The organism is Pseudarthrobacter sp. ATCC 49987 (assembly GCF_009928425.1).
GTDB lineage: Bacteria > Actinomycetota > Actinomycetes > Actinomycetales > Micrococcaceae > Arthrobacter.
In genome coordinates this window covers 2,888,713-2,914,203 of record NZ_JAABNS010000001.1, presented here as the reverse complement: position 1 = coordinate 2,914,203, position 25,491 = coordinate 2,888,713, and the positions used below count along the sequence as shown (strand labels likewise).

Annotated in this window: 19 protein-coding genes; 8 read left to right on the top strand and 11 right to left on the bottom strand. The window is 68.3% G+C overall.

The genetic code is table 11. From position 1 onward, the window contains the following. Positions 1 to 154 precede the first annotated feature (154 nt). On the bottom strand, positions 155 to 3,772 hold the full coding sequence (locus GXK59_RS13465; protein WP_160667499.1) for a TM0106 family RecB-like putative nuclease: 3,618 nt from the start codon (positions 3,770 to 3,772) through the stop codon (positions 155 to 157). Positions 3,773 to 3,940: 168 nt separating this feature from the next. Here GXK59_RS13465 and GXK59_RS13460 point away from each other — a divergent pair, with 168 nt between their 5' ends. The 5 genes from GXK59_RS13460 to GXK59_RS13445 all read left to right on the top strand — a co-directional run bounded on the left by GXK59_RS13460 (position 3,941) and on the right by GXK59_RS13445 (position 10,592). Then, positions 3,941 to 4,543 carry an SOUL family heme-binding protein gene (locus GXK59_RS13460; RefSeq protein ID WP_160667497.1) on the top strand — a complete coding sequence of 201 codons (603 nt, stop codon included), beginning with the start codon at positions 3,941 to 3,943 and terminating at the stop codon, positions 4,541 to 4,543. Positions 4,544 to 4,569: 26 nt separating this feature from the next. After that, positions 4,570 to 7,056 carry a Tex family protein gene (locus tag GXK59_RS13455; protein WP_160667495.1) on the top strand — a complete coding sequence of 829 codons (2,487 nt, stop codon included), beginning with the start codon at positions 4,570 to 4,572 and terminating at the stop codon, positions 7,054 to 7,056. A 159-nt stretch (positions 7,057 to 7,215) separates the two neighbouring features. After that, the gene (locus GXK59_RS13450) at positions 7,216 to 8,610 is read left to right on the top strand and encodes an OFA family MFS transporter (protein WP_160667494.1); all 1,395 of its coding nucleotides are present in this window, start codon (positions 7,216 to 7,218) and stop codon (positions 8,608 to 8,610) included. 1 nt (position 8,611) lies between these two features. Further along, a complete protein-coding gene (locus GXK59_RS20905; RefSeq protein ID WP_272927721.1) occupies positions 8,612 to 8,740 on the top strand; it encodes an MFS transporter small subunit in 129 nt (42 codons plus the stop codon). Positions 8,741 to 8,840: 100 nt separating this feature from the next. Then, positions 8,841 to 10,592, top strand: a complete 1,752-nt coding sequence (locus tag GXK59_RS13445) for a gamma-glutamyltransferase family protein (RefSeq protein ID WP_202129219.1) — start codon at positions 8,841 to 8,843, stop codon at positions 10,590 to 10,592. Between the two features lie 83 nt (positions 10,593 to 10,675). Here the strand turns inward: GXK59_RS13445 and GXK59_RS13440 are convergent, their stop codons facing one another. The 6 genes from GXK59_RS13440 to GXK59_RS13415 form a co-directional block, all read right to left on the bottom strand. After that, positions 10,676 to 11,683, bottom strand: coding sequence for an alpha/beta hydrolase (locus GXK59_RS13440; RefSeq protein WP_237393894.1), 1,008 nt, complete (start codon positions 11,681 to 11,683; stop codon positions 10,676 to 10,678). A gap of 55 nt (positions 11,684 to 11,738) precedes the next feature. Then, positions 11,739 to 13,352, bottom strand: coding sequence for an HNH endonuclease signature motif containing protein (locus GXK59_RS13435; protein ID WP_160667492.1), 1,614 nt, complete (start codon positions 13,350 to 13,352; stop codon positions 11,739 to 11,741). Positions 13,353 to 13,439: 87 nt separating this feature from the next. Then, complete coding sequence (locus GXK59_RS13430; protein WP_202129127.1) at positions 13,440 to 14,213, bottom strand: YqjF family protein; 774 nt, start codon at positions 14,211 to 14,213, stop codon at positions 13,440 to 13,442. Next, positions 14,210 to 14,611 (bottom strand): DUF1622 domain-containing protein, encoded by a 402-nt coding sequence (locus GXK59_RS13425; RefSeq protein ID WP_160667490.1) that lies wholly within the window; start codon positions 14,609 to 14,611, stop codon positions 14,210 to 14,212. Before GXK59_RS13425 ends, GXK59_RS13430 begins: the two co-directional genes overlap by 4 nt. Before the next feature lie 42 nt (positions 14,612 to 14,653). After that, a complete protein-coding gene (locus tag GXK59_RS13420; protein ID WP_160667488.1) occupies positions 14,654 to 15,571 on the bottom strand; it encodes an SDR family oxidoreductase in 918 nt (305 codons plus the stop codon). 47 nt (positions 15,572 to 15,618) lie between these two features. Continuing rightward, positions 15,619 to 16,518, bottom strand: a complete 900-nt coding sequence (locus GXK59_RS13415) for an MSMEG_6728 family protein (protein ID WP_160667486.1) — start codon at positions 16,516 to 16,518, stop codon at positions 15,619 to 15,621. Positions 16,519 to 16,733: 215 nt separating this feature from the next. Between GXK59_RS13415 and GXK59_RS13410 the strand changes: the two genes are divergently transcribed. Further along, complete coding sequence (locus GXK59_RS13410; protein WP_160669164.1) at positions 16,734 to 17,261, top strand: hypothetical protein; 528 nt, start codon at positions 16,734 to 16,736, stop codon at positions 17,259 to 17,261. A 107-nt stretch (positions 17,262 to 17,368) separates the two neighbouring features. Here GXK59_RS13410 and GXK59_RS13405 read toward each other — a convergent pair whose 3' ends face one another. Together GXK59_RS13405 and GXK59_RS13400 are read right to left on the bottom strand one after the other, a co-directional pair. Then, positions 17,369 to 18,052 carry a transglycosylase family protein gene (locus tag GXK59_RS13405; RefSeq protein ID WP_160667484.1) on the bottom strand — a complete coding sequence of 228 codons (684 nt, stop codon included), beginning with the start codon at positions 18,050 to 18,052 and terminating at the stop codon, positions 17,369 to 17,371. A gap of 251 nt (positions 18,053 to 18,303) precedes the next feature. Then, complete coding sequence (locus GXK59_RS13400; protein WP_160667482.1) at positions 18,304 to 20,895, bottom strand: excinuclease ABC subunit UvrA; 2,592 nt, start codon at positions 20,893 to 20,895, stop codon at positions 18,304 to 18,306. Positions 20,896 to 20,943: 48 nt separating this feature from the next. Here GXK59_RS13400 and GXK59_RS13395 point away from each other — a divergent pair, with 48 nt between their 5' ends. Beyond that, positions 20,944 to 22,035 carry an adenosine deaminase gene (locus GXK59_RS13395; protein ID WP_237393893.1) on the top strand — a complete coding sequence of 364 codons (1,092 nt, stop codon included), beginning with the start codon at positions 20,944 to 20,946 and terminating at the stop codon, positions 22,033 to 22,035. Positions 22,036 to 22,108: 73 nt separating this feature from the next. Here GXK59_RS13395 and GXK59_RS13390 read toward each other — a convergent pair whose 3' ends face one another. Beyond that, a complete protein-coding gene (locus GXK59_RS13390) occupies positions 22,109 to 22,459 on the bottom strand; it encodes a helix-turn-helix transcriptional regulator (protein ID WP_160667480.1) in 351 nt (116 codons plus the stop codon). Then, positions 22,456 to 23,520, bottom strand: a complete 1,065-nt coding sequence (locus tag GXK59_RS13385) for a TerC family protein (RefSeq protein ID WP_160667478.1) — start codon at positions 23,518 to 23,520, stop codon at positions 22,456 to 22,458. The genes GXK59_RS13390 and GXK59_RS13385 overlap by 4 nt, the downstream gene beginning before the upstream one ends. A gap of 237 nt (positions 23,521 to 23,757) precedes the next feature. On the opposite strand from GXK59_RS13385, the gene GXK59_RS13380 reads away from it, so the two are divergent. Further along, complete coding sequence (locus GXK59_RS13380) at positions 23,758 to 25,488, top strand: SulP family inorganic anion transporter (RefSeq protein ID WP_160667476.1); 1,731 nt, start codon at positions 23,758 to 23,760, stop codon at positions 25,486 to 25,488. Positions 25,489 to 25,491: the final 3 nt, after the last annotated feature.

Sequence of the window (25,491 nt, the reverse complement as noted above, 5' to 3'; positions counted from 1 at the left end):
CGCCACTGGACATGTCCAGTCACGGCGACCTTGACCATTGGACATGTCCAGTCGTGGCCAGGAACAGTGGGCAGAATGCCATTCTGCCCACTGTTCGCGCTTAACAATGAGCATGTCCCGTGGGCTCGAGCACGAAGAATGGGCATGTCCCGTGTTAGCTGGTCGCGACCGACCGCTGGCACAGCCCGATGAACCCGCCCAGCTGTTCCAGGCCTTCGGGGTGGGTGGGGAGGTAGTTGGTCAGTTCAGGTGCGCGGATCACGACGGCGCGCCACTGGCCGCGGGACACCGCAACGTTGATCCGGTTGCGGGAGAGCAGGAATTCCATGCCGCGCGGGGCCTCCGCCACCGCCGAACACGCCATGGACACCATCACGACGGCGGCCTCCTGGCCCTGGAACTTGTCCACGGTCCCCACTCGAACCCCGGACAGGCCGGCCCCGTCCAAAGCCTCGCGGATCACGTTGACCTGGGCGTTGTAGGCAGCCACCACCAGGATGTCCGCAAGGTCCAGGGGCCGGGTGCCGTCCACCGTATGCCAGCTGAGGCCGAGATGACGCCGCACCTGCCGGACGACTTCGGCGGCTTCCTCGCGCGAGGACGTGACGTTGCCGCTGTGCTCCACCAGCACGGTCAAGATCCCGGCAGGGACTCCCTCGAGCCGCCGGAGGTCCGCGGCCGGGGCTGAACGCAGCTTGCCCTCGTAGGAGAGTTCGGAGACGGCCCGGCACAGGTCCGAGGTCATCCGCCATGAGTCGGCCAGGAAATAGCCCAGCTCCGGCGGCAGCGTGGCATGGCTGGCGGACACCCAGCCCAGAGCCGATTCGTCCACGGGTTCGGGGTGGGAGCCCTGGCTGACCTGCGGCAACTGCTGCGGATCGCCGAGCAGCAGGAGCCGGCTGCTGGCTTGCGCCACGGCCAGGGTGTTGGCCAGCGAGAACTGGCCGGCCTCGTCGATCACCAGCAGGTCCAGGGACCCGGCCGGGACGTTGGCTCCCGTCATGGTCCAGGCTGTCCCGCCGATGAGCGCCCCGCCCGGGGAACCGAGCAGGCGCGCCACATCCGACGCCGAGCGTTGCGCCCAGGGGAGCGGTTCCCTGTGCTTCACGTCTTTGGCCACGCGGAGCGGATCGACGCCGGCCTTGGTCACGGCTGTCGTGAGCAGGTTTTCCACCACGGCATGGGACTGGCCGACGACGCCGACTTTCCAGCCCCGGGCCACCAGCCGGGCGATGACATGGGAGCCCACATGGGTCTTGCCGGTCCCGGGCGGCCCCTGGACCGCGACATAGGAGTGGTCCAAAGCGCCGACCGCCTCCGTGATCGCGTCGACGAACCGGTCCGGGCCCTCGCCGGGCGCGGGTAGCGGCGCACCGGAGGCCAGCCTCGGCGCAACCCGGCGGACGAGATCCAGCGCCGGATGACGCGGGAAAACGGGCGGGTTGGACTGCAATGCCGCGGCGACGGTGGAGGCCAGGGCAGCCAGCGCGTCCTCGAGGCTCTTGGTCTGGATGGGCTGGTCTTCGGTCAGCGCGACGGGGACCTGGCTGTAGGGTTCGATGGTCTTGCGGAGCTTGTCCCGGATGATGACGGTGTCCCTGCCGTCCTCGTGACCCAACTCCAGAACCTCGGTGCCGAACCAGCCATTGCGCCCGGTCCCGTTGATCCCCGTGCCTTCAAGTCCGGCCGGAAGCGGCGGCTCATACATCCGGAACCAGGTGCTGCCCTCCCGCAGGTCCGAGCCCGGGCTGACCGTGCCGATCAGTTTCACCCGCCGCTCCGGCAGCTTGGCGCCGTCCTTCCACCAGTCCTCAAGCACTTCGGCATCCTCGACGAGGAAGACGTTGCGGTCCTGCTGGTGATGCGTGTCGGGACCGTTCTCGCAGCGGTCGAAGTGCGCCCACCAGAACGCCTTGCGCTCCCTGCGGTGATAGCTGACCGCCGCCGCCAGCATCGAAACCGCCTTCCGGTCGTCCTCGGACAGCCCGACGCCGTGATCCGCCAGTTCTGCCAGTGCCACTTCCAGCGGGTGCAGCTCAGTGGTGTCCGGCGCTGGGGCCGCGCTGGTGCCGGCGGCCGGGGACGAGGCTGCACCAGGTGCGCCGTCGCCGTCCGGCATGATGCCGCGATCCCGGGCCAAACCCAGGAGCCAGTTCCGCAGCTCCAGTGTGGAGAGGCAGTCGTATTCGTTGTAGTCGGAGATCCCGGCGAGGATGGTTGCGGCTTCCTCGGCCCGGCCGTCGTCGCGTGCGTCGCAGTAGTGGGAGTAGGCAACCACCGAGGCGCCGGCGTCTTTTACGTCCCCGGAGCGCAGGTTCGTCCCCATGTAGAGCGGCTCAAGTTTCTTGATGCTGTAGGAATTCTCGGAGATGCGGATGCTGTTCCGGACGGTCTGGTAGAGGTCCACCAGGAGCCCCTCACGCAGCCACCTGTCGACGGTGTCTTCGCCGGCAACGTGCATCACGGAGAGCTTCCGGAGGGCAGTTTTCTCGTAGGCGGCGTAGTGGTAGACGTGCATGTCCGGGTGGTCCCGCCGACGCTTCTCCACGTAGTCGAGAAAGTCGAGGAACGCTTGTTTCTCCGCCTCGCGGTTGTGCGCCCAGAACGGCCTGAATGCCCCGGGGTCGCTTGGCCCGGTCGGCGCTTCGATGACGCCGAACAGGTACTCCAGTCCCCAGACTCCGGTGGCGCCTTCCTGCCACAGCGGATCGCCCTCGAAGTCGAAGAAGATGTCTCCCGCGCTGGGCTGCGGCAACTCCGAGAGCGTGTTTTCCGGGACCACCCGGTAGCTGATGGTGTGTTCCGTTCCCTCCTTGAGGTACCGGACGCCGCCGTCGGACGGGCCCACCCCGCTCTGCATCCGGGCCTGGTCCTGCAGGCGCAGCAGCGCGCCGTTCGCGCCGGGAAGGTGTGCTTCCGCGAGCTCCTTGACCGTGAAAACCTTCCGTTCATGGAGTGCTTTGCGCTGTGCCGAATTCATCCGCGCCACCAGCAGCAGATCATCGGTGGCCACAACCTGCTCGTGGCAGTAGTCGCAGCGGCCACACGCGCTGAGCCCGGGGGCACCCCACTGCACGGTGTGGGGCTGCGCTACATGTGCAGCGGTCAGCGCCAGGAAACGGTCCCGCCGTTCGCGGAAGACCGGCAGGATCTCCGCCAGCTTGTGGTGGCTGCGGACGTAGTCGAAGCCACCGCCCGGGAGCTGGACCGTGGCGCCGAGGACCAGGGTCACTGCCGGGTCCGGCGTGATCCCGGCCTTCAGCAACTGGTCCCCATAGGCGGCAAGCTGGAGCAGCGCGGTGACCTTCGCATGGCGGGCAAGCTTGGTATCGAACACGGCGTAGCTGCCGTCGGCCTGGCGGACCAGGAAGTCGGAGCGGCCATGGAATTGCCCGTCGAAGAAAGCCGCCTGGAATACGACGTCGGCGCCGGAGCGCAGGGCCTCGATGGACTCATGGTGCTTGGCCAGCAGCGTGGCGCGGTCCATGGCCCCGGCCGGGACGACGTCGTACACGCCGCGGCCGGCGGCAGGATCCCAGTGGCCGAACTCGTCAATGAAACCATCCAGGACCTTTCGCTCGTGGCGGTCACCCAGCACGGCCGCGTGCTGGAGCATTTCGTCGGCGTCGAATACCGCTTTGGGGGAGCGGCCCAGCTTCTCATCGAGCTTGCGCAACAGCTGATACTCGCAGCTGGCAGCGATCACGAGGTCGCTCGCGGAGAAAACCAGGTCCGGTGCGGAACCCGGCACTTCCGGTTCAAGAAAAAACACTGTGCCCCCGATGTCGACGCGCTGCTTTGGTCAAGGCTTGGCCGCCTTGGACCTCATTGCAGCCTCGCCCTCTGTTCTTCAAGCTATCAAAGCCCTCCGACAATCCGGCGCGCACTCCGGTGGAACGGGCTGGTTCCTGTCAGAGGCTCGGCGTATGGTCTGAAGACGATGACTGAACAGCAACCCTTCGAACTGGTCCAGCGCTACAAGGATTTCGAGTTGCGCCGGTATCCCGCGCATGTGGTGGCCGAAGTGCAGGTCAACGCGACCTTCGACCGGGCCGGCAATGCAGCGTTCCGGCACCTCTTCAACTACATCGGCGGCAACAACACGTCCCGGCAAGCGGTGGCGATTACCGCCCCGGTGGTCCAGGGCTTCGGGCCGCCACAGAAACTGGCCATGACGGCCCCGGTTCTGCAAAGCGGATCGCTGACCGGGGGAGAGGAATCAACCGATTTCGTCGTGGCCTTCGTCCTGCCGGCGGGGATGACGGCTGAGACCGCCCCTATCCCCACCAATCCGGACGTCAGGATCCGGACCGTGCCGGGCTCCCTTGCCGCTGCCCTTAACTTTTCCGGTGGCGGATCGAAGAGTGCGTTCGGGAAACGGAACCAGGAACTGCAGGCCGCGCTGGCAGCGGCCGGTCTTACCGCCGTCGGACTCCCGCGGTTCGCCCGTTTTGATCCGCCCTTCAAGCCCTGGTTCCTCCGCCGCAACGAGGTCCTCCAGGACGTCGAACAGCCCCAGCCCGCTGCCGGCGCCGCCGGGTGACGGGCCCGGTAAGGCAAAATGGCAGGGTGACCCAACTCCCGCAGCGCCCGACCCCGTCAGCCAAGACCCCGTCCCTTAGGACCCCGTCGCCCAAGGCCCAGGCTCCGCACACGCAGGAGTCCGGAATCGCCGCCCAGATCGCCGAAGAGCTCGGTGTGCTGGCCTGGCAGGTGAAGGCGGCCGTGGACCTGCTCGACGCCGGGTCCACCGTGCCGTTCATCGCCCGGTACCGCAAGGAAGCCACCGGGACCCTCGATGACACCCAGCTCCGCGACCTGGAGGAGCGGCTGCGCTACCTCCGCGAGCTGGAGGACCGCCGTCGGACCGTCCTGGAGGCGATCGCCGCGCAGGGTGCGCTGACTCCGGAGCTGCAGGCCGCCGTCGTCGGCGCGGACACGAAGTCGCGGCTGGAGGACATCTACCTGCCGTTCAAGACGAAGCGGCGCACCAAGGCGCAGATCGCCCGCGAGGCCGGGCTGGAGCCGCTGGCCGACGCCCTGCTGAAGCGGCCCGAGCTCGATCCGGAACGCGAAGCCGCCCGCTACCTGAACGCCGGGCACTCCATTGGCGACACCGCCGCGGCGCTCGCCGGCGCCCGCTCCATCCTGGTGGAACGCGTCGCCCAGGACGCCGACCTTGCCGCCACACTGCGGGAGCGGCTCTGGACGCAGGCCCGGATGGTGTCCCGGGTCAAGAAGGGCAAGGACGCCGAGGGCCAGAAGTTCAAGGACTACTTCGAGTTCTCCCAGCAGCCGTCAGGGATGCCCTCGCACCGGGTCCTGGCGCTGCTGCGCGGCGAGAAGGGCGGGGTGCTGGAGCTGGACCTCGCCGAGGCGGAACCGAACGACGACGCCGCACTCACCGCCGCGCGCGGCCGTTACGAAGCCGCCGTGGCCCGGTTCCTCGGGGTTGCCGACCGCGGCCGGCCCGCCGACGCCTGGCTGCTGCAGACCGCCCAGGTGGCCTGGCGCTCACGCGTCCTGGCCCGGCTGACGGCTGACCTGCGCAGCCGGATGTTCGCTGCCGCGGAAGACGAGGCCGTGCGGGTCTTCGCCGCCAACCTGCGCGACGTGCTCCTGGCAGCTCCGGCCGGGAACCGCACCACCCTGGGCCTGGACCCGGGACTGCGCACCGGGGTGAAGGTCGCGGTGGTGGACGGCACCGGCAAGGTAGTTGCGACGGACACGGTCTACCCGCACGCCCCGGCCCGGAAATGGGACGAGGCGCTGCGGACGCTCGTCACCCTGGCCAGGAGGCACGGCGTCGAACTCGTGGCGATCGGCAACGGCACCGCCTCCCGGGAGACGGACAAGCTCGCCGCGGAGCTGCTCAAACAGCTCACGGCGGGCCCGGACTCTGCCGGCCCGTCCCTTGGGAACCAGAGCCCCAAGCCGCAAAAGATCGTCGTCTCGGAGGCCGGCGCCTCGGTATATTCGGCCTCGGCACTGGCCGCCGCGGAGCTGCCCGGCATGGACGTGTCCCTGCGCGGCGCTGTGTCCATCGCGCGGCGGCTGCAGGATCCGCTCGCAGAGCTCGTGAAGATCGAGCCGAAGTCGATCGGCGTCGGGCAGTACCAGCACGACGTCACGGCCGCCAAGCTGGACCGCAGTCTTGATGCCGTCGTCGAGGACTGCGTGAACGCCGTGGGCGTGGACGTCAACACGGCCTCGCCGGCGCTGCTGAGCCGGGTGGCCGGCGTCGGGCAGCTGCTGAGTGAGAACATCGTGGCCTACCGGAACGAGCACGGGCCGTTCAGCAAGCGCAGTGAGCTGAAGAAGGTGCCGCGGCTCGGCGCCAAGGCGTTTGAGCAGTGCGCCGGCTTCCTGCGGATCACCGGGGGAGCGGAGCCGCTGGATGCCTCCAGCGTGCACCCGGAGGCGTACCCGGTGGCGCGGAAGATCAAAGCCGCGGCCGGAAAGGCGCCGGCCGCGGGAAGCTACGCCACCCTGAATCCGCAGGATTTCGTCGACGGCTCCTTCGGCCTGCCCACGGTGCAGGACATCATCGCCGAGCTGGAGAAGCCCGGGCGGGACCCGCGACCGGCCTTCGCCGCGGCCACCTTCTCCGAGGGTATCGAGAAGATCTCCGACCTCAGGCCCGGCATGATCCTGGAAGGGACCGTCACCAACGTGGCGGCGTTCGGCGCGTTCGTCGACGTCGGCGTCCACCAGGATGGCTTGGTGCACGTCTCGGCGCTCGCCAACCGGTTCGTCTCCGACCCGCGGGAGGTGGTGAAGTCCGGGCAGGTGGTCCGGGTCAAGGTGCTGGAGGCCGATCCGGAGCGGAAACGCATCTCGCTGACCCTGCGGCTCGACGACGAGCCGGCGGCCCCGGGTGGTCAGGCGGCCCCCGCTGGACGCGCGGCTTCACCGGCGCCCTCCAGGCAGCCGTCCGGGAAGCCGGCGCCCGATCGCAGGAGTCCCGCCAGGCAGCCGCAGAAGCCGGCGCCCGTGCCGGCACCGGCCAACACCGCGATGGCCGAGGCGCTGCGGAAGGCAGGACTGGGAAAGTAGCCCGACCGCTCATCGCGGATTCCCTACCGCTCGGCGCACGGATCATACGTTTGCTGATGATCTGCACCATGATTGCCGAAGGCAACGGCCCGCATTGGGGGCCATTCGCCTCTATGCCGCCGGGACACCGACGTCTTCGACAAGCAAGGGGAGCACATTATGGGCTGGCTGGACCGTGAACGAACGATTGCCCCACCGGGATTCAACCGGTGGCTGGTGCCGCCCGCAGCGCTCGCCGTGCACCTGTGCATCGGACAGGCGTACGCCACAAGCGTCTACAAGACGGCGCTGGTGAAGCACTTTGGCGCCAGCCTGACCGAAATCGGCGTGATCTTCTCCATCGCGATCGTGATGCTGGGCCTCTCCGCCGCCATCATGGGCACCTGGGTGGACAAGAACGGCCCGCGCAAGGCGATGTTCACGTCGGCCGTGTTCTGGGCCAGTGGCTTCCTGATCGGTTCGCTCGGCATCTTCAGCAGCCAGCTGTGGCTGGTCTATCTCGGCTACGGCTTCATCGGCGGCATTGGCCTGGGCATCGGCTACATCTCGCCGGTGTCCACCCTGATCAAATGGTTCCCCGACCGCCCGGGCCTCGCCACCGGCATGGCCATCATGGGCTTCGGCGGGGGCGCCCTGATCGCCAGCCCGGTTTCCACCGCGCTGCTGAAGATGTACGACCCCAACTCCGGCGCCAAGGGCTGGGTCGCCAGCGGCGACTCCGTCGGCAAACTCTTCCTGACCCTCGCCGTCGTGTACCTCGCGTACATGATGTTCGGCGCGTTCACCATCAAGGTCCCGGCTGAGGGATGGAAGCCGGCCGGCTTTGACCCGGCCAAGGTCAAGGCCGCCAAGCTCGTCACCACCGACAACGTCTCCGCCAAGAACGCCGTGAAGACCAGGCAGTTCTGGCTCGTCTGGATCGCCCTCTTCTGCAACGTCACGGCAGGCATCGGCATCCTGGAGCAGGCCGCACCGATGATCCAGGACTTCTTCCGCCAGTCCGACGGCGTGTCCCTGGTCAGTGCCGCCGTCGCCTCCGGCTTCGTCGGGCTGCTTTCGATCGGCAACATGTCCGGCCGCTTCGCCTGGTCCGCGACCTCGGATGTGACCGGCCGCAAGCGCATCTACATGATGTATCTCGGCGTTGGCGCGGTCCTTTATCTGGTGCTGGCGCTGGCGGGTTCCACCACCACATTCCTCTATGTGGCGCTCGCGTTCGTCATCATCTCCTTCTACGGCGGCGGTTTCGCGACCGTCCCGGCCTACCTGCGGGACCTGTTCGGCACCTTCCAGGTCGGGGCGATCCACGGCCGGCTCCTGACGGCCTGGTCCGCGGCCGGCATTGCCGGGCCGCTGATCGTCAACGCGTTCCTGGACGCCCAGGGCAAGCCCGGCCAGCTCACGGCCGCGTCCTACCAGCCCGCGCTGCTGACCATGGTGGGGCTGCTGGTCATCGGCTTTGTGGCCAACCTGCTGGTCAAACCGGTCGACGACCGGTTCCACGAACCACGCCCGGACCGCGTCCGGGCCGAAGAACCCGCCTTGGAGGCCTGAGATGAGTACTGCAGAGACATCGGTGAAACAGTCCACCGGCAAACTGGTCATTGCGTGGGCACTGGTCGGAGTCCCGCTGGGGTACGGCGTGTACGAGACCCTCACGCGGGTGGCGGCCCTGTTTGGCTGACATCGCTGACAAATCCCAGGGTTCCGCGGAATCCGGCACCGTGGAGTTCACCCGGCCGGATCCGTTCACCACCAGGCCCACGCTGCAGGGCACCTTCGGGATGAGCGCCTCCACGCACTGGCTCGCGACGGCGGCTGCCCAAGCGGTGTTGGAACGCGGCGGTAACGCGTTCGACGCCGCGACCGCGGGAGCCTTCGTCCTGCATGTTGTCGAACCGCACCTGAACGGACCCGGCGGGGACATGACCGGTGTCTTCGTCACCGCGGCGGAACCCGGCACACCGGTCGTGCTCATGGGCCAGGGCCCGGCCCCGGCCGGGGCGACCGTGGAGCATTACCTCGCCGAAGGCCTGGACCTGGTACCCGGCTCAGGTGCCCTGGCCGCCGCGGTGCCCGCCGCCGTCGACGCCTGGCTCCTGGTGCTCCGGGACCACGGGACGTGGGAACTGGGCGACGTGCTGGAATTCGCCATCGACTATGCCCGCGACGGGCACCCCATGCTGGGGAGGGTCGGGACGACGATCGCTGCCGTGGCAGCACTGTTCCAGACGCACTGGCCCACGTCGGCCGAACTCTGGATGCCCGGCGGACGGATCCCGGCGGAAGGTGAGCTGGTCCGGAATCCGGCCTATGCCAGGACGTTGCAGCGGCTGATGGACTTCGGGGCAGCGGAGTCCTCGCGGGAGGCCCGGATCGACGCTGCCCGCCGCGAATGGCGGGAAGGTTTCGTGGCCAGGGCCATGGTGGACTCGGTCCAGACCCCGCACCGGCATTCCTCCGGGACGGACCATCGGGGTGTCGTGGCGCTGGAGGATCTCGCGGGGTTCGAGGCTGGCTACGAGCCGGCCGCCACCGTGGAGTTCCGCGGGCACACGATCGCCAAAACCGGGCCGTGGGGGCAAGGGCCGGCGTTGCTTCAGACGCTTGCCATTCTTGACGGATTCGATGACCGGCACCTCGACCCGTCCACCGAGCTCGGGGCGCACACCATCCTGGAAGCCCAGAAGCTGGCGCTCGCGGACCGGGAAGCGTACTACGGGGACACGGACGTGCCGCTGGAGTTCCTCCTGTCCGCCGAGTACTGCGCCGGCCGCCGCGCGCTGATCGGGGAACGGGCCTCGCGCGAATTCCGGCCCGGTGCGGTGCCCGGCCGTGAGCCGTATCTGCCGCCGTTGCGGACGCACTACACGCCGCCGGCGCTCGTGGGGGCGGGCTCCCCGGGGCTCGGGGTGGGGGAGCCGACTGTGGCGCCAAGCGGTGAGACCCGCGGCGATACCTGCCATATCGACGTCGTGGACCGCTGGGGCAACATGGTCTCGGCCACACCGTCGGGCGGCTGGCTGCAGTCCTCGCCCGCCATCCCTGAGCTGGGTTTCTGCCTGGGTACGCGGCTGCAGATGACCTGGCTGGAACCGGGCACGCCGTCCACCCTGACCCCGGGCAAGCGGCCGCGCACGACGCTGACGCCCACCCTCGTGCTGCGGGACGGCCAGGCCGTGACCGCCCTGGGTTCGCCCGGTGGTGACCAGCAGGACCAATGGCAGCTGCCGTACCTGCTGCGCACGATCATCGGCGGCTACTCACCGCAACAGGCCGTCGACGCACCCACGTTCCATACGACGTCGATGCCCGGTTCGTTCTGGCCGCGCACCTGGGAGCCCGGCGGCGCCGTCGTCGAGGACCGGATCGGTGAGGACGTCATCGCCGGACTCGAACGCCGCGGTCATATCGTCACCCGCGCGGGCGGCTGGACGCTGGGACGGTTGTCCGCGGTGGTGCGGGATCCTTCGACCGGAGTGCTGCAGGCAGCGGCCAATCCCCGCGGCGCACAGGGGTACGCCGCGGGGCGTTAGCGCGGGTTCGGCCGAAGCTGATCGTGGGCCAGAGCGAAGGCCACCTGTTCGCTTGTCAGCCGCTGCTTATCAGCCGGCGCCTGTCAGCTCGCGGCGCGGAGCCGGTCCATGAAACGGACGGACTCCGCGGTGATCTGCTTCTGCGCCCATTCACGGGTGATGCCCGGCTCGCCGTCCCCGGGCTGTTCACCGTAGTCGCCGAAAAATGCGTGCACTCCACCCTCTACTGTTGCGTATCTGGCGGTCGGCGGCAGCAGGGACTTCGACGCAGCGATCTTGTCCGGAGTAGTGAGGCCATCATTCGAGCCCGAGATGGACAGCACGGAGAGCCCTGAGGAATCTGACATGCTGTCCGCGGGGTAGGAGGCGAAGAGCAGAAGTCCGGAGACATCCGAGTTCGACTTTGCGAAGGAAGCTGCGCTGACTCCTCCCAGTGAGTGGCCCCCGACTGCCCACGAGGTGATCTCCGGGTGGGCGTCCATGGCGCCGCGGGCCTGGCCTATGTCCAGCAGGGGGATGCCCAAGGGTACTTTCAGGATGACGACCAGATGGCCGGCGTTCGCGATCGGGCCCAGGATGTCCTGATAGGCGCGCGCATCGACCCGCGCCCCGGGGTAGAAAACGAGGCCCGCACTGGCTTTCCCTTCCGGGGCAAGCGTGATCGAGGTGGCGTCCTCGGCGGTGGTTCCGGTGGTCTGGCCGGCCTCGCCGCTGGGATCGTAGGCAAACGGGTTGAGCCACGCCAGCCCGGCGACGAGAACCAAAGCGGCGAGCCGGACCAGGATGCCGCGGGCCAGTTGCCAGCGCGACACTTCGGGGTTTTCCTGCCCGCGATTTGTCACGCTCCGGGCTTTGTTCAGACCCGAATCTTTGGCCAGCAGGAACATCCACAGGAGGCCGAGTGCGACGGCAGCCAAGAGCAGGACGGGCAGCGCCGGGTGGCCGCCGAGGACGGCGCTGTTGCCCAACAACATCCAGAGCGGAACCACCACCAGCGTTCCGGCAGCGAGCGCGCCGCTCCACTCCAGCACGGCCGACCCAAGGGCCGCGGCCCTGGGGCTGCCCGGGTCCTCCGGCATCGTGGCTTTCACCCTTCGATGGTATCTCCATGATAGAGACAATTGGCTGGCTGCAGGTCCGGAGGGGTCAGCCGGGGGTGTCGAGGTTGGCGGGGCGGAAGTAGTGGTTGCGTCGGGGTTTTTGGCGGGGGTCAAGGTGTGGTGGCGGGATGAACCACGGGATGCCGGTACGGACCTGGATGCTCCATTGCTCCTTGTGGATCACATGGTGATGGTGTGAACAGAGCAGCACACCGTTGTCCGTGCCCGTTGTCCCGCCGCGGGACCAGTAGGTGATGTGGTGGGCTTCGCACCAGGGCGCGGGGATGGTGCAGCCGGGAAACGCGCAGCCGCCGTCGCGGGCGGTGAGGGCTTTGCGGATGTGGGGCGGGAAGACCCGGGTGGTGCGGCCGATGTCCAGGACCTGGCCTGCGCTGCCAAGGAGGACCGGGATGATGTCCGCGTCGCAGGCGATCTTCCGGACCGTCGAGGCCGTGACGGGGCCGGTGAACAGCAGCGACCCGGTCTGCGCCGTGACCTGCCCGCGGTGGAAGGAATCTCCGGAACCCCATTCCCGGGCGCCGTGGTGAGCGTCGCGGCTTCCGCCAGGCGTGTTGAGCCGGGCGAGGAGGGCGCGGTAGTCGATGGTGACCATGACCTGCGGGCGCAGCCCTCCCGTAACGGGCAGGGTCCCGGCGGCGAGGGCTGCTTTGCAGGCACCGATGAGGCCGTCGAGGAGTTTCTGCGGCCTCGAGCGCAGGTCAAGCGGGACGTCCGCGCCCGCCTCGGAACCGTCCGCTGCGGAATCGGGGCTGGCGGCAGCGTCCACCCCGGCGTCCGGGGCTGGCGTGCGGGGGTTGGTGGCGGTGTTCATAACGGTCAGGAGGTGTTCGAACTGTTCGGCGGTCGCGAAGATCTCCAGGTGCTGCAGCCCGTGCCGGGGCTTGCGGAGGAACGCGCCCTGGAGCTGGCGCAGGAGCTCTTCGGAGGGCTCGGCCCCGTCCTGGTCGATCGCGTCGGTCCAGCTCCGGGACACCCGGGCCAGGAAGTCCGGGTCGTGCTCCGCGGCGGTGCGGGTCAGGGCGTGTTCCATCCTTGCGGCGGTCTCGGTGTCGCAGACGTGCCGGACACGGTCCAGGGCGAGGCTGACGATGGTCGCGGACCGGGACCCGACCGCGCCGGAGGCAACGGCGGCCCCCAGCTCCCCGTGCACAGCAGGCAACTCTTCTCCGGTGAATCCCCGGCGGGGCAGCAGGCCTTCGGCCAGGGACAACCGGCGCCGGGCCTCCGCGGAGCCGATCCGCAGCCGCGCCCGCAGGAACTCCGGAGTGTTCCGGTACCCGTCATCAACAGCACCAGCAGGCTCATCCGCAGCGGCCGGGTCGTCAGTGCCGCCGGGGTTCTCCCGCCAGCCCGTGGTCCACGAGGTGCCCGCCTTCGGGCCGGCGGCCGCGGCCTGCTTCCGGGTCCGGTCCACGGCGCCGGCCGCGACGAGCTGCAGATACTCCGCGATCCGCGAGAACTCCTCCACCGTGCCGGCGAAATCCGAGGCCTCCCGGAATCCCCAGAGTGCGGCGTCCCCGGCCGCCGTCAAAGCCACCTCCCGGAGCGCGGCCAGAGCATCATCCACACCAGACCGCCCGGCCGGCGCAACGCCCCGGCCTGTGTCCTGGAAAGCAATGAAATCCCTGACGGTTTCCATAAACCCACACTAGTGACCGGCTACGACATTAAACGCACGGCCGGACTCCCTCCGCAGTATGAGCCAGAAATCCGCCGGACGGCAGGTTCAGGACCCGCTATCCAGCACGCGTGGCCGGCCAAACTGGGTGCGGACCCCGGGCGAGAAGAGCACCGATTCCGGCGGCCCCTCGACGTTGATGCCGGCCGCGGCGACCAGTTGGTCCTCAAGCTGGGTCAGTTCTGCCCGGTATAGCGGCCACGCGGTGTGGGTGTTGGGAACGTACAGGGTCCTGCCCCGGAATCGGGTGTGCAGACCGAACCGGGCGGTGAGGTGGAGGGACAGCGGGTCGGTGGCTGCGGCGTCGGACTCCGGGGCCACGGCAAAGTCGCTCCGGGCGCCGCCCCGGAACCGCCGCACCCAGTATCCGGCGCGGGGACCGTCCAGTTCGCCGGACGGAACAACGCCGGCCACCGGCTCCACAGCCCCCGCACCACGGAAACCCGCCCGCGACCACACATAAGGGATCCCGGCCGTCCTGGCCGCCAGAACCACCGCCAGCCGCGTCGCATCCAGGCTCAGGAACACCACACCCCGGGTGCCGTCGGGCTCCCGGGAGTAGAGGCGGACGTTGATCTCGTTGAAGCTCCCGAAATAGGGGATCCCCGGCCCGCGGCCCAGGCCGGCGCCCTGCATGCGGAAACCGATCAGCCCCACCCAGGCGGACCCTTCGAAGGTGTCCGGGACTACACCCGGCGGCATGAACGGGGCAGCGACGGCCTCAGGGATCCGCCAGTGCAGGAAGACCGCATCTGTCCACTGCTGATCCATGATGATCGGGGTCGGAAGCTCAGGGGCAACCGGCCAAGGATCAGGACTCATCGGTCGCGATCCGCTAGTTCGGGGGCTGCGGAGGAGCCCCCGGGCTGTGTTTGCCATGGCCAGCGGCCGGTGATTTCGAGCTCGAGTGAGAAGCTCAGGAAGGTCCGGATCAACACGATGATGGCCAGCACACCGACGCTTTCGAAGGTTGGCGTGACGGCGACGGTCCGGATGATGTCGGCCGCGACCAGGAGCTCTAGCCCGAGCAGGATCGAACGGCCCAGCAATTGCCGGTACGAGCGGTACACCGACAGCGGTTCGGCCCCTTCCGGAAGCTTGCGCGGCTGGAAGCCGCGCAGGGCCATCGGGATGGAGATGACGGCGCCGAGCACCATGACAGCCACACCGGCGATGTCCATGAACCCGCCGACCGACTGGATACTGTCCTTGAATTCCATCGTTCCCCTCAAAGAAATGGGTGGTTCGGTCCGGGCCCCCGGTCAGGGGTGCCGGACTCCCGCTCCGGAAAGGATAGCCCGGTAGCCCTCGCGGAAACTGGGGTACCGGAAGTCGAACCCGGTGCCCCGCAGCAGTGCATTGCTGCAGCGCTTGTTGCCGCCGCGGGACGGCTCGCCGCGGGACGGCTCGCCGCCGCCGCTCTGTGAGCCGCCGCTCTGCCCGCCACTTTCAGCAGCGCCCGACGGCGGGTGGGGAAGTCCCAGCTCGGCGGCCAGGAAACGCAGCACCTCGCCGAGCTCGGCAGGCTCGTTGTCCACGCCCAAATACACCGGCGCCGGGACTGGCTCCATGGTGCACAGGTGGACGATCGCGGCAGCGGCGTCGTCCCGGTGGATGCGGTTGGTGAAACGTGACTCTGCCGGAATCACCGCGGAGCCGCCGCGGACCTGGTCAATCAGCCGGGTCCGTCCGGGGCCATAGATACCCCCGAGCCGCAGCACCACCGGAGTGATCCCGGTGCCGCCCAGCCGGCTGTGGAGGAGGTCCTCCGCCTCGCGGATGATGCGGCCCGAGAACCCGCCGGGTTCCGGCGTCGTGCGTTCATCGATCCAGTCCCCGCCGGCGTCGCCGTAGACGGCGGTTGAGGAGACAAACAGCACGCGCTGGACCGGGGCGCCGGACGTGAGGACTGCGTCCACAACGTTCGACAACCCGTCCACGTAGGCGGCGCGGTAGGCAGCCTCGGTGGGGGAGTCCGCCACAATCGCGACGACGACGGCGGTGGTGTCCGCCGGGATGGGCGGCAGTTCACCGGCGCTCAGGTCAGCCGCTGCACCTTCGATCGCGGCCGGAAGTTTCTCCGGCGAGCGTCGCCAGCCCACCACCCGGTGGCCCGCCGCAGCGAACCGCAGCCCGGCTTCGGTGCCCAGATCGCCGCAACCGGCCATAAGTACAGTCATGCTGGCCAGTCTGCCAGTTTTCGGCGGCCACGGCCGCCGAACCCGGACTATCGCGCCGGGATCGGGAAGAAGACCCGGGGATCCTGCAGCAGTGCCGGGTAGTCGAAGTCCGATCGGTCCAGGATCTCGTCCACCTGGAAGTTGCGCGCAAAATGGCCGTCCACGGTGATCGGCCGGCCCAGGACCTTGCCCACGGCAAAGGACGTGCCACCCGCAATCGGGATGGCTACCACCGAGTTGCCGGGCAGCGTGGTGAACGCCTCTTCCTGCTGCTGGCGCTTGCGCGTCGGCTTCTTGACGAGCTGCTTTGGCGGGAGCTTGCGCTGCTTCGCGGGGCGCCGCGCGCCTGAGTCGGCGTAGACGAACTGGTACTCATCGTCCCCGGCGGCTGCCTTGGCCTTGCCCACGGGCGGGAGGCTGACGGTGTCCAGCTTCTCCGGCGCAGTATCGCCGAGCGGCAGGCGGAGGACCCACATCCGCTCACCGGCAGGGTCCTCCGGCAGGAGGTCGAGCGTCGGCTCCGGCCAGACGTATTCAAGGTCCGGGTCCGTGTCCGGGAACAATGGCGCGTAGAACCGGGGGTCCTTGGCGATCAGCCGGGAGCGGTGGCTCAGGTGCAGCTCCGGGGCACCGAGCCACGGCGGCATCGGGATCTTCGCGGCGTAGTCGGGGTGCGCAGCCTGGGGAGCGAACTCCATGATTTTCCCGCGAGTGGTGTCCTCGCCGCCCCGGGCCGTCCACTCGTCGGCCATGGTCAGGCCGTAAAGGGTCAGCGCGGGAACGTACCCCATCCACATCCGGATGGCCGGGTGCGACTGCCAGCCGTACTCCGGGATCACCAGGGCGCGCAGGATCTGCAGCGCTTCAACGCGCTGCTTGCCGAGCCGCTCGCGGTCCAGAACCGCTGCGCTCTGCTGGAAATCGGGGAAGGGGAGAAAAGTCTGCATCTCTCCAGTTTGAGGCCACGGAGCCAATGCACCAATTGCTGGCAGCCGCGGGTGAGCGTGTTCACATTTCGGAACGGGACAGACGGCTCTCAGCTTGGGCGCGTAAACTAGCACAAAATACCCCTGCCGCACGGAAGACACGCCCCATGCCGAAGAAGCCAGTCACTGAATCTCCGGCGCAGCCTGCGTCCGGCCACCTGCCCAAGTACGGGCAAATGCTCAGTCCCGAAGCGAACGGGATCCTGGTCCTGGAGGAGTTCACCATCGATCCGGCGGCTGCCCGCAAGGAGCAGCACGGATTCCGGACGGCCCTGGCGGCCGTAGCGCTGACCATGCGGCGCATCCTGGCGTTCCGGCTCCTCATTGCCGTGGTGGCGATCGCGAATCTTCCCCTGTTCCTGCTTTCCAGCGGCTGGGAGGTCTACGTTGTCTCGCTCATCCTTGTGGTCGCGGTCCACGCCGCGGTGTCCTGGCTGAACCGTCACGAACCCAAGATCCGCCAGCGGCGGATGCTGGAACTGCATCTCAACCGCGAGAAAAGCGACAACTACCGCAAAGTCCGCGACGCCGTGAAATACGTCATCGATGCCCCGGGCCGCATGAATGAGAACCTCTACCTCGAACTGCTCGCCGCCAAACGCGTGGCGCTGCACCTCGCCATGGGCACCGTCGCCCTGCTGGACACGAGCGACGACACCGCCTGGAAAGTGCGGATTGTCCGCGAGATTCCCCGGGCCGCCTGAGCCTGCCGGCTACATACCCAGGAACAGCCAAAGAACGACGCCGGAGGGTCCCCCTGAGGGGACGCCCCGGCGTCGCGCTTTAACCCGTGCCGCCGAGGGCGGACAGACTAGGCCGGCAGCTGCAGCACCTGGCCCGGGAACACCAGATCAGGGTCGCTGATGGTGGCCGCGTTGGCGTCGGCCAGCAGGTGCCAGCCTCCTGCGATGTTGAGCTTGTCGGCGATCTTGCTCAGGGTATCGCCGCTCTGGATGGTGTAGCTCTCGCCGCTCAGGGGGACAGCCGCAACGTGCCGCGGCGCCTGGGCAGCCGCCTTCGGCGCCGCGACCTTGGGTGCCGCGACCTTCGGGGCGGCGGTCCGGGCAGGCACCTTGGCCGGCGCAGGAACCGCGGCGGGTGCCTTGGCCACCGGCAGGCTCTGCGGGGCAATGGCGCCGCCGGTCAGGCCAAGCTGCGCGGCGCAGGACGGCCACGCGCCCCAGCCCTGGCCGGCCTGCACCTTCTCGGCCACGGCGATCTGTTGCTCGCGGCTGGCGCTGGCCGCAGACCCTGTCCCGCCATAGGCCGCCCACGTGCCGGGGCTGAATTGCAGCCCGCCGGAGTAGCCGTTGCCCGTGCTGATGCCCCAGTTGCCGCCGCTTTCGCACTGCGCCAGGGAATCCCAGACGGACGTGGCAGTGGCGGCGGGGATGGCTGCGTTGGCCGCCGATGCGGACAAGGCGACGCCGGCGATCGAGACGGCCGCAAGGGTGACGCCGCGGCGCGCGGCAGTGCTGTAGGTGGTTTTCTTCATGGGATAGATGCTCCTGAGGGCCACCGGTGCTCGGTCCGTCCCCGGACGTTGTCGCACTACTGCCCGCCCCTGACAATAGAGGTCATTGCGGTGGCTACCGGTCGGGCAGTATCTGGTGGTGGCAGCACCGGGCACTCAATGCCCGGTCAACGGGCATGACCACAAGGCTAAGTCAGGCTTCTGCCGTTATCAAGACGTTATTTTCCGCGGATTCACGGTAAAATCAACGGCTTCCAGTGCCCAGACGCGGTTCAGCCGCCGAGCACTGCCGCCAGATATGGCGCCGTCCGGCTCTTTTTGGACCGTGCGACGACGGCGGGCGTTCCGACCGCGATGATCTTGCCGCCGGCGTCACCACCGGCCGGTCCGAGATCGATCACCCAGTCCGCTGCGGCCACCACGTCCATCTCGTGTTCCACCACGATCACCGTGTTGCCGGCGTCGACCAGCCGGTGCAGCTGCGCCATGAGGAGTTCGACGTCGGCCGGGTGCAGGCCCGTGGTGGGCTCGTCCAGGAGGTAGAGCGAGTGGCCGCGCTGGGCGCGCTGCAGTTCGGTGGCGAGCTTGATGCGCTGGGCTTCGCCGCCGGAGAGCTCCGTGGCGGGCTGGCCGAGCCGCAGGTAGCCCAGGCCCACCTCGCGCAGGGTCTGCAGGCTGCGTGCGGCGGCGGGGACCTCGGCCAGGAATTCTGCGGCGGCGTTGACCGTCATGCCGAGGACTTCGGCGACGTTCTTGCCGCGGTAAGTCACCTCAAGGGTTTCCGGGTTATAGCGCGAGCCGTGGCATTCCGGGCAGGGGCCGTAGCTGCCGGGCAGGAACAGCAGCTCGACGGCGACAAAGCCCTCGCCCTGGCACGTCTCGCAGCGGCCGCCCGCGACGTTGAAGGAGAACCGGCCGGCGCCGAAGCCGCGGGCCTTTGCCTCGTCCGTCGCGGCGAATTCCTTGCGGACGGCGTCGAACAGCCCGGTGTAGGTGGCGAGGTTGGAGCGCGGGGTACGGCCGATCGGCTTCTGGTCCACCTTGACGAGCCGGTCCACCCGGTCCAGCCCGGAGACCGGGCCAACACTGAGCGGCTCGGCGGATTCGGCCGGTTCGGACTCCAAATCCTCCGGGGCAGCCACGGTGCCGCCTTCCGGATGCAGGTGGGCGCCGACCACTTCGGCGAGGACCTGGCTGACCAGGGTCGACTTGCCGGAGCCGGACACGCCGGTGACCGCGGTCAGGACGCCGAGGGGGAAGTCGGCGTCGAGCTCGCGCAGGTTGTGGCGGCTGATGCCGCGCAGCTCCAGCCAGCCGGCAGCTTCCCGGCGGGCGGCGCCCGCAGAAGAGCCGCCGTCGCCCGCCGTTCCGGAGCCGCCCGCGTTCCCTGACCCATCAGGGAACAGGAACGGCCGGGTGACGGACGCCTCCACTTCGGCGAGCCCGGCGACGGGGCCGCTGTAGAGCACCTCGCCGCCGCCTTCACCGGCGCGCGGGCCGACGTCCACCAGCCAGTCGGCGCGGCGGACGATGTCCATGTTGTGCTCCACCACGAACACCGAGTTGCCGGAGGACTTGAGCTGGTCCAGGACGGCCAGGAGGGGCTCGGCGTCGGCCGGGTGCAGGCCGGCGGACGGCTCGTCGAGTACATAGATGACGCCGAAGAGGCCGGAGCGCAGCTGGGTGGCGATCCGCAGGCGCTGCATCTCGCCGGGCGAGAGTGTGGGGGTGGACCGGCCCAGCGCGAGGTAGCCCAGGCCGAGGTCCAGCAGCACCGTCACCCGCTGCAGCAGGTCCCGGGTGATGGCGACGGCCACTTCGTTGCCCTCGCCGGAGCTCTGCTTGCGCGAGGCGGTCCCGGCGGCCGTCAGCTCGGTGGTGGGGCGGATGATCTCGGCCAGTTCCGTCATGGGGACGCCGTTGAGGTCCGCGATGGTGCGGCCCGCGAAGGTCACCGCGAGGGCGGCCGGGGTCAGGCCGGCGCCGCCACAGGCGGGGCACGGCCCGGTCTCCATAAAGCGCAGCACGCGGTCGCGCATGGTGGTGCTCTTGGAATCGGCGAGGGTGTGCAGCACGTAGCTCTTCGCGCTCCAGAACCGGCCCTTGTACGGCTTCGCGACCCGGTCGCGTTGCGGCGTCACCTCCACCACGGGCTGTTCCTCGGTGAACAGGATCCAGTCGCGGTCCTTTTTCGGCAGCTTCCGCCAGGGAGTATCGACGTCGTAGCCCAGGTGGGTGAGGATATCGCGCAGGTTCTTGCCCTGCCACGCGCCGGGCCACGCGGCGATCGCGCCGTCGCGGACGCTCAGCGACGTGTCCGGCACCAGGGAGGATTCGGTGACGGTATGCGCGATGCCCAACCCGTGGCATTCCGGGCAGGCGCCGGCGGCGGTGTTGGGGGAGAACGCGTCCGAATCCAGCGGCGCGGCGCCGTCCGGGTAGCTGCCGGCGCGGGAGAAGAGCATCCGCAGCGAATTGGACAGCGTGGTGACCGTCCCCACCGTCGAGCGGGAACTGGGCGTGCCGCGGCGCTGTTGAAGCGCGACGGCGGGCGGCAGTCCCGTGATCATCTCCACCTTGGGGTTGTGGCCCTGCTGGATCAACCGCCGGGCGTAGGGCGCCACGGACTCGAAGTACCGGCGCTGGGCCTCGGCGTAGATGGTGCCGAAGGCCAGGGAAGACTTGCCGGAACCGGACACTCCGGTGAACGCGACGATGGCGTCGCGGGGCACATCAACGTCCACGTTCCGCAGGTTGTTCTCGCGGGCGCCGCGCACGCGGACAAAGCCGTCCGCGGGACGGTCGGCGCTCAGCCCTGGAATGGCCGGTCCGGACAGATTGGAAGCATACTGATCACTGTGCATCCAATCGACTCTATCCGGGTCTGCCGCCGGCGGGCATATCCTTACCGAATGGAAACTAACGACGGCGCCGCCGCCACCGAGGGCGCTGCACCGGACAGCCCAGCAACGGCCACCCCCGAGATCCCCGCATTCGCCGACGTTCCCGAGGAGGTTCACGGCCCGCTGCCGGTCGCGGAACTCCACCTGCACATCGAGGGAACCCTCGAGCCCGAACTGATCTTCGTCCTGGCCGAACGCAACGGCATCCAACTGCCGTATGCGGACCTGGAGGAGCTGCGCTCCCGCTACGAGTTCACCGACCTGCAGTCCTTCCTGGACCTCTATTACGCCAACATGGCCGTGCTGCAGACCGAGCAGGACTTCGCCGACATGACCCGGGCCTACCTGTCCCGGGCAGCGGTCGCCGGCGTCCGGCACGCCGAAATCATGCTGGATCCGCAGGCGCACCTGTCCCGCGGGGTGGCCCTGGAGACCTGTGTCAAAGGGGTGGCGTCGGTACTGGCGAACTCCCGCGAGGAGTTCGGGATCTCCACCCTGTTGATTGCCGCGTTCCTGCGGGACCTGTCCGAGGACTCCGCGCTGGAGGTGCTGGACCAGCTGCTCGCCATGAACGCCCCGATCGCGGGCATCGGCCTCGACTCGGCCGAGGTCGGCAACCCGCCGGCCAAGTTCCAGCGGCTGTTCGCCCGGGCCAAGGACGCCGGGCTGCGCCGGATCGCGCACGCCGGCGAGGAGGGCCCGCCGTCGTACATCATCGATGCGCTGGACCTCCTGGACGTGGAGCGGATCGACCACGGCATCCGCTGCATGGAGGACCCCGAACTGGTGGAACGGCTGGTGCACGAGCTCATGCCGCTGACCGTGTGCCCGCTGTCCAACGTCCGGCTCCGCGCCGTGGACACCCTGAAGGAGCATCCGCTGCCGGCCATGCTCGCCGCGGGCCTGAACGTGAGCGTGAATTCGGACGATCCGGCGTATTTCGGCGGGTACGTGGACGACAACTTCGCGCAGCTCAAGTCGGTGATTGGCCTGTCCGAGTTCGACTGCGTTCGGATGGCCGCGAACTCGATCCGGTCCTCCTTCGCGAGCGAGGAACGCAAGACGGAGCTGCTGGCAGAACTGGCCGCGTCCGGACACTAACCCTCCAGTTGCCCTATCACTCCTGGTTGCCAAAACCGGCGGATGGGAACCATAACTGACAGGGCAACGCCGGTCAGGCCGACGGCGCGGGGCCGGCGAAGAGTCCGATCAGTCCGTCGATTTCCCAGCTTGCCGTGGCCGGGTGGCGGAAGTGCTGGTGGGGTTCAAGGGCATATCGGGTTCGCCGCCCGGCGCGGACGCGGTGCAGGTATCCTGCATCTTCCAGGTCCTTGAGGATCTGCAGGGTTGAGCGTGGGGTGATGCCGACCCTCGCGGCGATATCGGTAATGCGGGCCTGCGGGTCTGCGGCCACCGACAGCAGGACGTGCCCGTGGTTCGTCAAGAAGGTCCACGGGGGGCGTGCGGGGGCCGGAGCCAACTGCGGCTCCGGGCCCTGATCAGGTCCTTGCGGGGAGGCCGTCATTTTTGTTCCTCACTGGCAATATCCGCCGCAGCTTCCGACGACGCCTCCGTGTCCTTGCGTTTGCGCCACAGGGGTTCGAGACCTGCGATCTCCTCGGGGGTGGCGGTTCCGAACGGAGGGTTCACGGGAGCTGTCGGAGGCTTGCGGCCCTGGCCGCGCGTGACCCAGAGGCTTGCGCCGATGGACACCCCAAGGATAGTGGCAATAACGGCCAGGGACGCCGGCGTGGGGATGTAGTAGATGTCGATTTTGAGGAGCATTTTGATGCCCACCCAGACCAGGACTAGCGCAAGTCCGATCTTGAGGTAAATGAAGCGGTGGATCAGGTCAGCGAGCAGGAAGTACATGGCGCGGAGCCCGAGGATGGCGAAGGCGTTGGCGGTGAAGACCAGGAACACCTCGTCGGTGACGGCAAAGATCGCCGGGATCGAGTCGACGGCGAAGATGATGTCGGTGACCTCGATGAGGACCAGGACAGCCAGCAGCGGGGTGGCCAGCACGGCGCCCTTCTTCCGGATCACGAAGCGCTGGCCGTGGAAGTCGTCCGTCATGGGCACGCGCCGGCGGAAGAGTTGCAGCACCCGGGACTTTTCCGGATCCAGGTGTTCGTTGCGGTGGCGGATCATGTTGTAGCCGGTGAGAAGAAGGAACGCCGCGAAGATATAGAGCACCCACCCGGCGCTCGCAATGATGGCGGAACCCGCCGCGATAAAGATGCCGCGGAAGACCAGGGCGCCCAGGACCCCGAAAAACAGCACCCGATGCTGGTATTCGCGGGGGACGGCGAAATAGGTGAAGATGATCGCCCAGATGAACACGTTGTCCACCGCGAGGGATTTTTCGATCAGGTATCCGGCGAAGTATTGCTGGCCGAACTCAGCGCCGTAGATTTGCCAGACCAAGGCGCCGAAGCCGACGCCGAAGGCGACCCAGATACCGGACCACAGAGCGGCTTCACGGACACCGATGACGTGCGCCCGGCGGTGCGCGAACAAGTCGATGGCCAGCATCAGGAAGATGAGAGCAAGAACGGCCAACCAGGCCCAAAAAGGAACATTCACGAGGGGACACCCGTTTCCAGTCAGTACCACCAACTGGAGGTCTTTCCCGGCCCCAGAGGACCTGTACCGCCGGGCCGCTCAGGGTCGGCCGTAATGACGACGGGACATCCAGGGGATACTCCCCTCCGTACAAATAGTGAAGCATACTTCACCTATTGCGACAAGGGTCCGGCCGGCTGGGCCGGTTCACCCTCGGCGGAGGATGCACCGGGCGGCCCCGCCCTGCAGAGTGCTCCTATGACGACGACTGGACAACGGCGGACGGGCTGGCTGCGCCAGCTGATGCCAGGACTCGACGTCGCCGCCAAGTACCAGGGGAGCTGGTTCGGCAAGGATATCGTCGCCGGAATTGTGCTGGCGACGCTGCTGGTTCCCCAGGGCATGGCCTACGCGGAGCTGGCAGGGCTGCCCCCGATCACCGGGCTGTACACCACCGTTCTCTGCTTGCTCGCCTACGCAATTTTCGGTCCGTCGCGCATCCTGGTGCTGGGGCCGGACTCCTCGCTGGGCCCGATGATCGCGGCGACGGTCCTGCCGCTCGTCGCGTCCGACGGCGACCCGCAGAAGGCGGTTGTGCTCGCGTCGATGCTTGCGCTGGTCGGCGTCATCATGATCCTCGCGTCCGTGGCCAAGCTTGGCTTCATCGCGGACCTCATCTCCAAGCCCACCATGATCGGCTACATGAACGGCCTCGCGGTCACCATCCTGGTCGGCCAGCTCCCGAAACTCTTCGGGTTCTCGGTGAGCGGCGAGGGCTTCATCGGGGACCTCGTCGGCTTCGTCCAGGGCCTGGCAGGGGGCGAAGCGGTGGTGGCCGCGGCCGCCGTCGGGATCGCCGGGATCGTGCTGATCCTGGCGCTGCAACGGTGGCTGCCCAAGGTCCCCTCGGTGCTCGTGATGGTGGTGCTTGCGATCGGGGCGGCGTCGGTCTTTGGTCTCGCCGATCGGGGCGTATCCCTGGTCGGTGAACTCCCGCAGGGGTTCCCGCCGTTCACCATCCCCTTCCTGGAGTTCTCGGACTTCGCCCTGATGTTCGCCGGCGCCCTGGGGATTGCGCTGGTGTCGTTGACGGACACGATCTCGACGGCGTCGTCGTTCGCCGCCCGCTCCGGCGAGGAGATCCGGGGCAACCAGGAAATGATCGGCATTGGTGCGGCGAACCTGGCGGCGGGCCTCTTCCAGGGCTTCCCCGTGAGCACCAGCGGCTCCCGGACGGCGGTCGCGGAACGTTCCGGCTCAAAGACCCAGCTCACGGGCGTGACGGGTGCCGTGCTGATCCTGCTCATGCTGGTGCTGCTGCCGGGACTGTTCCGGAACCTGCCCCAGCCGGCCCTGGCGGCCATTGTGATTACCGCTTCGATATCCCTCGCCGACATCCCGGGCACCCGGCGACTCTGGCAGCAGCGCAAAACCGAGTTCAACCTCTCAATCGCGGCCTTCCTCGGGGTGACGCTGCTGGGTGTCCTGCCCGGCATCGGCATTGCGGTGGGACTGTCCATCCTGAACATCTTCCGCCGGGCCTGGTGGCCCTATGAGACCGTGATCGGGCGCGTGCCGGGAGTCGAGGGGTTCCACGACGTGCATTTCCATCCGGACGCGAAGCACCTGCCCGGGCTGGTGATCTACCGCTTCGACGCGCCGTTGTTCTTCGCCAACGTTCGGCCGTTCCGCGAGAACGTGCGGCGGCTGGCACGGGCCGAACCCAAGCCGCGGTGGATCGTCATCGCGGCCGAACCAATCACCGACGTCGACACGACGGCGGCGGATGTGTTGCTCGAGCTGGACGTTGAGCTGAACGCGCAGGGCACCTCGCTGGTCTTCGCGGAGCTCAAGCACGGGGTCCGGGAGAAGATCGAACGGTACGAACTGACCCGGCAAATCGACCCGCGCCATTTCTACCGCACCATCGATGCCGCGGTGGCCGCCTACATGGCCGAGACCGGGGCACAATGGAGCCCCGGCGAGTGACTT